Genomic DNA, 10,098 nt, shown 5'->3' on the forward strand with positions numbered 1-10,098 from the left:
CGCGGCGCAATGGCATCTGCTCTCAGACCAGCGGCGTCTCACCCGGCACGGCGACGGGCAGCGGTGTGCGCTGCGTCCAGGCCCACTCCTTGAGCGCCAGATCCTCGGTCGAGTTGAGCGCCTGATCCCACGTGACGACCTGCCCGGTGTAGGCGGCCATGCGCGCCATGACGGACATGAGCGTGGAGTGCGCCATCCACGTGCCGTCGTTGTGCTTCTTGTTATTGCGGATGGAGTCGAAGAGGACTTCGTGCTCGGTCTGGTACATGTTGCGGCGGCGGCCGTCTTCGGGGTAGTGCCATGGATTCTCGCCGCCGATGTGGTGATCGCCGGCTGCGCGACCCCACGAGTTCATGAAGCAGTATCCCTTCTCACCCATGATGTAGTCGTTGTTGTCGTAGGGGGTGTTGGGAATCTGCCGGCAGACGTGGAAGCCCCGCGCGCCGCTGGCGTACTCGTAGATCACGTTGAAGTTGTCAAAGACGTTGCCCAGGGTGCGCACGACGCGGCTGCCGGTGGCGATGCACTGCGTGGGCATCTCGCCGTTGAGAGCCCAGGCGATCTTGTCGATCGAGTGGCACGCCTGCTCGACGATGTGATCGCCGCTGAACTCCTTGAAGTAGTGCCAGCAGCGCAACTGGTATTCCACGTCCGACCATTCCGGCTTGCGCTTGGGTGGATCGATCCAGCCGGCGGTGTTGTAGCGCGTGTGCACGGCGCGCACGGCGCCGAGACGGCCTTCGTGAATCTCGCGGTACGTCGCCTGCTCGGGGTCGGCGTAGCGCCAGCAGAAGCCCGCCACGAGCGACAAGCCGCGCTGCCGGGCCATTTCGGCGCTTTCGAGGACGGAGCGCACGCCCGGCCCATCGACCGACATCGACTTTTCGCAGAAGATGTGCTTGCCGGCCGTTACGCTGGCGCGCAGATGCTCGGGCCGGAATACGATCGGCGTGGCGAGAATGACCACATCCACGTCGCTGGCCAGCAGCCTCTTGTACGCGTCGAAGCCGACGAACTTGTGGTCGTCATCGACGGTGATGCGATCGCCGACATGTTCGCGCAGATTCGTCAGGCTGGATTCGAGTTTGTCGGTGAAGGCGTCCGCCAGCGCGCTGACGACCACGCCCGAATCGGCGTCGAGCGCGTTGATCGCCGCGCCCGTGCCGCGGCCGCCGCAACCCACCAGTCCGACCTTGAGTTGATCTGATCCGGCGGCAAACGCCGACGCCGCCACGGACAGCGGCCCCAGCGCAAAGGGTGCGGAAAAAGCGGCGCCGGCCGAAGCGCGAACGAACTCCCTTCGCGTCATCGAACCGCTGGCGGGCTGCGTGGCGGGACTCTGGCTGGGTGCGGATGGCGTCATCTGAATCTCCTTGCTTTGGCGGCGGCAGGTCAGATCCGCCGCCGGCTTGCAATCAAGGTACCCGACCTGAGGCTCGCAGGCAACAGGAACGCGGCCTCGACCTGTGCCCGGACCTTCGATACCGTCAGGCCGGCGCGTGGGCAGGAGGATTTGCCATGACGAGTCGGAGCGGTGGCTGGGTGGCGGCCCTGTTGGGGCTGGCGGTTCTCGTGATTGGCGGCTGCGCCAGCAGCAGGGCGGGCGCTCCGGAGGGCTTTGAATCGCTCTTCGACGGCCGCACGCTCAAGGGCTGGCGGCCCTACGTCGGCAGCCCGCCCGAGGTCGCGAAGATGGATTCCTCGCAGTACGCCGGCGCGCTGCATGCTGCGTTCGAGACGCTCGAGGAGCATTGGTTCGTCGAAGACGGCCGCATCGTGACCGACGGCAAGGGCGCCAACCTCTGCACCGCCGAAGACTTCGCCGACTTTGAGTTATTGGTTGACTGGCGCATCAGGCCCGGCGGCGACAGCGGCATCTACCTGCGCGGCTGCCCGCAGGTGCAGATCTGGGACCGGCCCGACATCGGCTCGGGCGGCCTCTACAACAACGAGAAGCACGCTAGCAAACCGCTGCTCATCGCCGACCGCCCGAGCGGCGAGTGGAACACGCTGCGAATCCTGATGGTCGGCGATCGCGTGACGGTGTATCTCAACGATGCGCTCGTCGTGGATGACACTGTGATGGAGAACTACTGGGAGCGCGACAAGCCCATGTACGCCGCCGGCCCGATCGAACTGCAGGCGCACGGCAACACCGTGATGTTCCGCAACATCTACGTGCGGCGGATCGGCTCGGAGCCGTAGCGCAGCGCGTTACGGCGCTGCCAGTGCATCCTCAGACGGCGGGTCGAGCCTGAAGAAGATCGCCAGAACGAGCATCGACGCGAACGAGATGGCGGCATTGATCATCCAGAATCGCCGATAGTTGAGCGCCACAACCGCAGCGGCAGGGCTCAAGCCGCGCCACGCGCGCGACTTATCCTGCGGATGCTCGTCGGCGTAGGCGTCCATGTCGGCTTCGGCCCCGTCGTACGCCAGCCCCAGCGGCTGCGTGCCGCCGTCGGCGACGCCATTGACGGGCACGAGATTGGCCGTCAGCAGGCAGTCGGCAACGGTCGTCTCCTGACGTGCGTATCTCATCTCAAAGCCGATGACCTGTCCAGCCAGCGCGGGGCCGATGCCAAGCAGGATAATGCCAAAGACCGTCTGCGCCGAGTGGCGGATGTGCGCGGGGGCGACGCGATCAACGTAAATGAACGCTGCGGCGTAGAAGCAGGCGAAGCACACGCCGTGCAGCGCCTGGCTCGCGACCACCAGCGACGTTGGCGCGCCCAGCGCAAAGATGGTAAAGCGCAGCGCGAACGCCAGGCAACCGATCGTGAGCACCGCGCGAAATCCCAGCCGTTTGAGGATCAGTCCCAGGGCGCCGAGCACGAATATCTCGCTGAACTGGCCGATCGACATCACCGGCAGGATGTCCGAATCGCGGATACCTTCGAGCGTCGGCAGGAACTGAGCCGTCTGGATGATATAGACCGTGTACACGACCGAGATCGGCAGCGCGACGATGGTCAACACGAGCAGGCCGCGGTGGCGCAGCAGGGCGAACGAATCGACGACGGCAATCGACTCGACGGACTTCTTCGGCGGCGTGTGCGGCAGAAAGAGACAGAAGACGCCGTAGCCAACACTGAGAATGCCCGCGAAACGCAGCGAGTCGGCCAGACGGTGCACCACGTCCTGGTACTCGTCGCCGACGATGAACGGCGGCATTGACTGGAAGTGCAGATTTGTCTGGAGCCAGATCATCGGGAACGCCCAGCTTACGACGATCCAGCCGATCGTTCCCCACAACCGGATCGGCGGGAACTGGCGATCCGGATCCTTGAGGTGAGCAAACGCGAGTGAGTTTGAGATCGCAATCGTCGGCATGTAGAGCACGGAATAGAGAATGGAGAGCCAGAGCCACTGGTCAACCGTGGTCGCCGATGCCGTGATGTACTTCACGATGCCGCCGAGGATGAACATCACGCACAGGAATCGTTCCGCCGAGAACCAGCGGTCCGCCACCTGGCCCGCGACGAACGGTCCGACGACCGCGCCGGCGGCGCCCGCGATGCCGAGGATCGTGCCGATCTCCGCGCCAGTGAACCCGAGCCCGCCATCCGCCGGCGCGGCGCCGAGGTAGCGCGGCACAATGGGAATCCACGCGCCCCACACCGCGTACTGCAGGAACATCATCAGCGACAGCCGGAACTTCGGGGTCGTCGTGAGCGCGTCGTTCATGCGGCCGGTCCCTCGATGTCGTGCAGGTTGTGAAGTGGGCGGCGGCGCTACGGCTTGGGCTGCTCACCCTGGGCCGAGCCGCCGTCCGGTTCGCAAATGATCCGAAACCCGACAAACGTGCAGTCCGAGAGCCACCACGTGCTCTTGGGCATCTGCGGGTCGGTGATGTTCCACAGCGGCGTCTGCTTGTCGCGCCGCGCGAGCGTCAATTCCTCGGCGCTGTTCAGATACGAGCCGCCGCGCGCGATCGGCTTGCCATCCAGACCGACGCACCATTCGCCGACGTTGCCGTGGACGTCATGCAGGCCCCAGGCGTTGGGCTTCTTCTTGCCTACCGGCTGCGTCTTGCGATTTGCATTGGCGTTGAACCACGCGTATTCGTCCATCAACGCCGCGTCGTCGCCGAAGCAGTAGGGGGCGTCGGCGGCGGCATCGGCACGAGCCATGTACTCCCATTCGGCCTCCGTGGGCAGACGATACTGGCGGCCGGTCTTGGCCGAGAGCCAGACGCAGAACTCGCTGGCGCCCTTGAATGTGACCGAAATCGTCGGATAGCCGGCATGGCCGAAGCCCCGGTCGGGTGGGATGTAGGGCTTGCTCGGCCGGGTCACGGCGTCGGCGCCTTGCGGTTCGTCAGGCGCCTCTTCGCCAGGCGGCAGGTCGAGGTGATACACGAAGATGTCGTACATCTCCCACGTGATCTCTGTCGCGCTCGCGTAGAACGGGCCGATGTCGATCGTCTTTTTCTGGCCGGGCGCGTCCGGATCGGCGACATCGATCGTGCCGGCGGGGATGGGGACCATGTCGATGGTCACGACCGTGCCCGCGATCTCCTGTTCGAAGGGTTCGAGCGCCGGCGGGGCCGGTTGATCCGCCGGAAGTTGCAGCCGGCCGGAGAAGACGGCCGAGAGCGCCAAGAGGATGACGGCGGAAGTGTTCATGCGCGGCGGCGGCCCTCGGGAGCCGGAGGGGCCTCGCTGAGGTCATTGGCCGCCGGCCGGAGACGTGTGAATGGGCAGGGGAGGATTCGAACCTCCGAAGGCTTAAGCCATCAGATTTACAGTCTGACCCGTTTGACCGCTTCGGTACCTACCCGGTCTGCTGAGCCACAAACATAGACGCGACGAGGCTCGTCGTCCACGCCCGAAAACTCCTCAGGTTTCAGCAAATGAGCGGAATTGCGCCCTGAAACTCGTTCAAATCAACCGTTTTGTGCAGCACCCGCGGCTGCATGATCGTATGGTTCCCGACCGGGCACGGGTCTGCCAGACCGCATCTGCATTCGCCGATGTGAATCGCTTTGGGGCGAAGAGGGGGAAGACAGGGAATGAAGATCCAATCCATCGCTCGCGCCGCTTGTCTGATCGCCTCGCTGCTCACTCTGGGCCGATCCGCGGCCGCACAGCGCATCACCGCCGAGCCGGCGGAAGACTGGACAGCCCTGTTCAACCGGACCTCCGGCTGGACCGGGGCGGACGGCACCTACAGCGTGCCGCTTTCGGGCCGCAACTGGTTCGGCGGCCCTGCGGGTGACACCCTGTTTCTCTTCAGCGACACATTCATCGGCGAGGTCAACGAACAGGGCGAGCGCCTTTCAGGCACGAAACTGGTCAACAACACCGCCGCGATCATTCACGGCCGTCAGCCGCGCGAAGATCGCATTGACTTCTACTGGGGCGACGATGGCCAGGGCGGTCCGGCGGCGCTGATCATCCCCAACACTCCAAACTCGCAGGAGGGGGACTGGTACTGGGTCATGGACGGTTTCGTGCACGACCGCCAGGCTCGCCTGTTCATGCTGCTGCTGCGGCGCGATCCGCAGGGGGCGTGGATGAGCGTGGGCGTCTCGCTGGTCACGCTGCCGCTCGATTCGCCCAATCCGCTGCTCGATGCCACGCAACTTGAACTGCCGATCTACCACATCCCCGGCGACGGCCGCGGGCACATCTACTTCGGCAGCGGCATCTTCGCCAGCACTGAGCAGAGCGGTGCGCCGCACCCGGATGGCTACCTCTACGTCTACGGCGGCCAGCACGATTTCATCGATAAGAAACTCGTCGTGGCGCGCATCCGGCCGGAGGAGATCGAGGATCCCTTGGCGTGGCGATTCTGGGATGGCGCGCAGTGGCAGGAGGACATCGACCGCACCGGCGTGCTCTTCAACGCTTCGGCCGGCGGCGCGAGCATCGTGCCCATGCCCGATGGCCGGCTGCTCATGGTGTATCTGCACTTCGGGTTTACTCCCAACCTCGTCGTCCGCACGGCCGATACGCCCACCGGGCCGTTCTCGCCATGGCACAAGGTGTACCGCTGCCCCGAGCCGGATCTCGACCCCGAGCTGCTCGTGTACGGCGCCCGCGCGCATCCGCATCTTTCCGCTCCGGGCGAGTTGCTCGTGAGTTACAATGTCAATTGCGTCGGCGACTTCTGGAGACACTTCCGCGAGGCGGACATCTATCGGCCGCGCTTCGTGCGCCTGCGCCTCGAGTGAGGTGCTCGCCTCAGTCGGCCGCTTTCTCTGAGCCATTTGAACAGGAACCACCATGCACAGCAGCAAACTGATCGCTTCGACCCTCGCTGTCTTCTGCACGCTTTCGGGGACTGCAGCGCTCGCGCAGAACTTCACGGCGGAGGCGGCGACTGACTGGACCAGTCTTTTCGACCGGCACAACGGCTGGACCGGAGCGGATGGCATTTATTCGATCCCGCTCGACGGGGGCGAGATGTACAGCGCGCGGCCGAATCGGCGCACGGCATTTGTCTTCAGCGACACTTTCATCGGCCGCGTTGATGAAAACAACCGGCGGCAGAGCGGCACGGTGCTGGTCAACAACACCATGGCGCTCCTGAAGGGTCCAGAGGCTGATCCGTCCAGGATCGCCTTCTTCTGGGGCCGCAACAGCGAGGGCAATCCCGATGCGCTCTTCAAGCCTGACACGCCCAATTCCGAGCCCGGGGAGTGGTACTGGCTCGGCGATGGCGCTGCGATCAACGGTAAAGTGCATATCTTCGCTTACCGCATCCGCAGCAACGGAGGCGGCGGAGCATTCGGCTTCGAAGGCACGGGCCTGGCGCTGCTCACGATGCCGCTCGACGTGCCCAACCCCTACGAAAATCTCGCGCAGGTCGATTGCCCGGCGTACATCAAGGAGCCCAGCGGCGGACGGGGAGAGATCGTTTTCGGCACGTCGATCATGATGAACACCGAAGGGGCAGGCGCGCCCAATCCCGATGGGTACGTCTACATCTACGGCATTCAGAACGATCAACTCATCAAGAAGCTCCTCGTCGCGCGCGTCCTTCCCGAGCAGTTCGAAGATTTCACCGCCTGGCGCTACTGGGACGGGGCGACGTGGAGCGCTGATGTTGATCAGGCCGCGACGCTGACCGGTCGAGTCTCATCGGAGTGCAGCGTGTCGCCGCTGCCAAACGGCAAGTACATCCTGGTGTACCAGGAAGACACGCTTGGCCCGTGGGTGTCGTGCAAGATCGGCGACTCGCCGGTGGGCCCATTCGGGCAGGGCATTCACCTCTGGCACTGCGATGAGGTGAATCAGATGCCTGACGCGTTCGTGTACAACGCCAAGGCGCACCCGCACCTCTCAAAGCCGGGCGAACTGCTCATCAGCTACAACGTCAACAACCTCGACTTCTGGTACCACTTCGAGAACTCGGCGGCCTACCGCCCGCGCTTCATCCGCGTGAAGTTTAACCAGTAGACGCATCGAGCCTCAGTTGACATCGGGCGGATCGTCGTTGCGGGCTGTGCCGGAGAAGAGTTTGTTCGTCGCGCCCTCGCCGGTGAATGCGATCGAGCCGTCGGCGTTCTTGAGATAGCCCATCTCGGCGGCGGTCAGTGTCTTGACGTGGCCGTCACAGAAAGAGACGTTGGCCTTGCCGAGGTGGCGCTCGTCGGGGCCGGAACGGTGCTCTTTGGACGACAGGCGCGTGTCGGCAAAGTCGCTCGTGGCGGTGAGGCGAGGCGGATCGAGCGCGTAGCCGTGCCCGCCGCGCGCGAACCCGCCCGGGTCGCGGCTGCCGTCGGGCCGATTGTCGGTGCGCAGCGCTTCGGGCTTGCCGGCGGCGGTGCCGAGGCAGTCGGCGGCCATGACCGTCTGCGCAAAGGCGATGCGCGACATCTGCACCGGGTGGTTGATCGAGCCGCGCGACTCGTCGTCGCCCTTGAAGCGCGAGTTGCCGAGGAATTGGTAGTTGTAGCCGTAGGGGTAGTTGCGCGTATTGGTCCAGGTCGGCACCTGCGGGCACAGGAACACGTCGTTGGTGACGGTCATCGTGTGCTCATGAGCCGGGTCGGGACTGGGCTCGGTGAAGGCGTAGAAGCCCGCCGACGCTCCCATCTGCGCGAACCAGCGCGGCCGGTACTGAGATCCGTTGCCGACCCAGTAGACGTTGCGCGATTCATCCGCATATCGGCCGGCCTGGCCGGGCACGGCGACGCCGTAGTTGTCGGTCGCGTAAATGAGCCAGCCGAGGCCAACCTGGTGCATGCGCGAAGCGCAGACGCTGCTTCGCGACGCCGCCCGCCCGCGGGCCAGGGCCGGCAGCAGCAGGGCTATGAGCAGGCCGATGATGCTGATGACCACGAGCAGCTCGACGATGGTGAAGGCGCTTCGGTTTTTCATGGCGTCCGTCTAACTCCGGAGGCGGGGCCGAATGTTCCCGATTGTCGATCGGCTCGGCTGTCTATCGGACCGATGCGCGGGTGAGTCGATCGTTGATGGCGCGGCCGAGGCCCATGTGCGGGAAATGATCGGCGATGATCGCATCGAAGCCGAGCGCGTCGAGGCGGCGCATCGCGGCAAACAGGCCCGCAGCCGCCTCACGCAGGTCGCCGCTTGGGGAGAGAACCTCCAAGGCCCCGTAGGCCGTTTTGTCGTCAGCGCCGGTGAAGGAGAGTCGGCCGCAGCGACCGCGAACCAGGCCCGTCGGCACGGCATCGGAGAACACGATCGGCGTCCGCGTGGCGTAATGACGCGCCAGCATGCCCGGCGCGAGTGGCGCTGAGTCTGCGCCAGCCGGCTGCGGCAGCGCAATCGGGCCGACTATCGCCTCGATGTCTTCCAGAGCGAGCGCGCCGGGCCGAAGCAACATTGGCGCATCGCTGGCGAGGGAAATGATCGTCGATTCGACGCCGGCGCGGCAGGGGCCACCATCGAGCACCATGTCCACATCATCGCCGAGCGATTCGCGGACGTGGTCGGCGGTTGTCGGGCTCACGGCCCCGAAGCGATTGGCGCTGGGCGCCGCGACGGGCACCCCCGCTCGCTCGAGCAGAGCCAAGGCCAGCGGGTGATCGGGCACGCGCAGCGCGACCGTGGGCAGCCCGGCAGTGACGATGTCTGGAATCACACCCGGCCGACGCGGGAGCACCAGCGTCAGCGGCCCGGGCCAGAATCGTCTCGCGAGTTGCGCTGCGGCGTCGGGCCACGTCGCAGCGCAACGGGCCGCCTGCTCCGCCGAGCGGACGTGCACAATGAGCGGATCGAAGCGAGGTCGAGCCTTCACCTCGAAAATGCGAGCCACGGCGAGCGGATTGGTCGCGTCGGCGCCGAGGCCGTAGACGGTTTCCGTCGCGAAGGCGACCAGCCCGCCGCGTGCGAGCAGCGCGGTGGCCTCGTCGATCTGCCGGTCGATGCGTGATTGCTGGCCGAACATGGCGTCCGATCGTAGTCGGCAGGGATGAGAGCCGATGCAAACGAGATCGGTGCAAAAAGAACCTCACCCCCTTGCGGGGGTGAGGCGGGTGATCTCAGCCGAGATCGTTCGATCCGATCAGACGAGTCTGATTACGGAACCTGAGCGACGTTGCTCTTCTTGCAGGGGGTGTCCACTGCAACGAGCTGAACGTAGCCGCCGCAAGCGCCGCTGCTGGCGTTGGCGTTGACCGCACCAGCGCCGTTGCCGGTGCTGATGGTGTTGTAAAGCTGGAGCTGGTTGGTGCCGAGGCCGAGCTGCGTGCCGGCGCAGGGGCCCGTGGAGATCGTGTAGCTACCCGTGTTGCGGGCGAACACGATGGCCATCTGCTTGTTGGCAGGAGCGCCAGCCCACGCGAGGCGGACGGTGCCGGGGCAGGTGCCGGTGATCGTGCAGGTGAAGCCGGCGGCGCCGCGAGAAGCGCGCACGCAGAAGTCGGTCGGAAGGCCGATGCTGCTCATCTCATAGATGATGTTGTTGGCCGTGTCGCCGGGGTTGTTCGGGTTGAACGATCCGCCGTAGCCGTTGTAGTTGCCGAAAACGTACGCGCGGTTGGCCTGCGGGCTGCTGTTCTGGTCCATCGGGGCGACGTACTGGCCGGGGCCGTGCTGGATCCACGCACCGATGAAGAAGCGACCGGTCACGTTCGCGCCACCGGGGATGGTGACGGTCTGGTAGGTGTCCGTGTCGATGTTC

Annotated in this window: 8 protein-coding genes, 1 tRNA gene and 1 pseudogene; 3 read left to right on the plus strand and 7 right to left on the minus strand. The window is 65.3% G+C overall.

Annotated features, from left to right (window positions below; genetic code table 11):
• Positions 1 to 22 precede the first annotated feature (22 nt).
• Positions 23 to 1,363 (minus strand): Gfo/Idh/MocA family oxidoreductase, encoded by a 1,341-nt coding sequence (locus IT430_06100; GenBank protein ID MCC6907494.1) that lies wholly within the window; start codon positions 1,361 to 1,363, stop codon positions 23 to 25.
• Positions 1,364 to 1,518: 155 nt separating this feature from the next.
• Between IT430_06100 and IT430_06105 the strand changes: the two genes are divergently transcribed.
• On the plus strand, positions 1,519 to 2,205 hold the full coding sequence (locus IT430_06105) for a DUF1080 domain-containing protein (GenBank protein ID MCC6907495.1): 687 nt from the start codon (positions 1,519 to 1,521) through the stop codon (positions 2,203 to 2,205).
• A gap of 9 nt (positions 2,206 to 2,214) precedes the next feature.
• Here the strand turns inward: IT430_06105 and IT430_06110 are convergent, their stop codons facing one another.
• The 3 genes from IT430_06110 to IT430_06120 all read right to left on the minus strand — a co-directional run bounded on the left by IT430_06110 (position 2,215) and on the right by IT430_06120 (position 4,782).
• Positions 2,215 to 3,687, minus strand: a complete 1,473-nt coding sequence (locus IT430_06110) for an MFS transporter (protein MCC6907496.1) — start codon at positions 3,685 to 3,687, stop codon at positions 2,215 to 2,217.
• Between the two features lie 47 nt (positions 3,688 to 3,734).
• Positions 3,735 to 4,628, minus strand: a complete 894-nt coding sequence (locus IT430_06115) for an SUMF1/EgtB/PvdO family nonheme iron enzyme (protein ID MCC6907497.1) — start codon at positions 4,626 to 4,628, stop codon at positions 3,735 to 3,737.
• A 71-nt stretch (positions 4,629 to 4,699) separates the two neighbouring features.
• Positions 4,700 to 4,782 (minus strand) — tRNA-Tyr (locus IT430_06120).
• A 232-nt stretch (positions 4,783 to 5,014) separates the two neighbouring features.
• On the opposite strand from IT430_06120, the gene IT430_06125 reads away from it, so the two are divergent.
• On the plus strand, positions 5,015 to 6,178 hold the full coding sequence (locus IT430_06125) for a DUF4185 domain-containing protein (protein MCC6907498.1): 1,164 nt from the start codon (positions 5,015 to 5,017) through the stop codon (positions 6,176 to 6,178).
• 52 nt (positions 6,179 to 6,230) lie between these two features.
• Positions 6,231 to 7,406 carry a DUF4185 domain-containing protein gene (locus IT430_06130; protein MCC6907499.1) on the plus strand — a complete coding sequence of 392 codons (1,176 nt, stop codon included), beginning with the start codon at positions 6,231 to 6,233 and terminating at the stop codon, positions 7,404 to 7,406.
• 834 nt (positions 7,407 to 8,240) lie between these two features.
• Here IT430_06130 and IT430_06135 read toward each other — a convergent pair.
• The 3 genes and pseudogenes from IT430_06135 to IT430_06145 form a co-directional block, all read right to left on the minus strand.
• Positions 8,241 to 8,330: pseudogene (locus IT430_06135) on the minus strand (prepilin-type N-terminal cleavage/methylation domain-containing protein).
• 61 nt (positions 8,331 to 8,391) lie between these two features.
• Positions 8,392 to 9,363, minus strand: a complete 972-nt coding sequence (locus IT430_06140) for a threonylcarbamoyl-AMP synthase (GenBank protein MCC6907500.1) — start codon at positions 9,361 to 9,363, stop codon at positions 8,392 to 8,394.
• Between the two features lie 131 nt (positions 9,364 to 9,494).
• Positions 9,495 to 10,098, minus strand: a 604-nt coding sequence (locus tag IT430_06145; GenBank protein ID MCC6907501.1) for a hypothetical protein, incomplete at its 5' end; no start/stop codon positions are given.

Source organism: Phycisphaerales bacterium, assembly GCA_020852515.1.
Taxonomy (GTDB): domain Bacteria; phylum Planctomycetota; class Phycisphaerae; order Phycisphaerales; family UBA5793; genus UBA5793.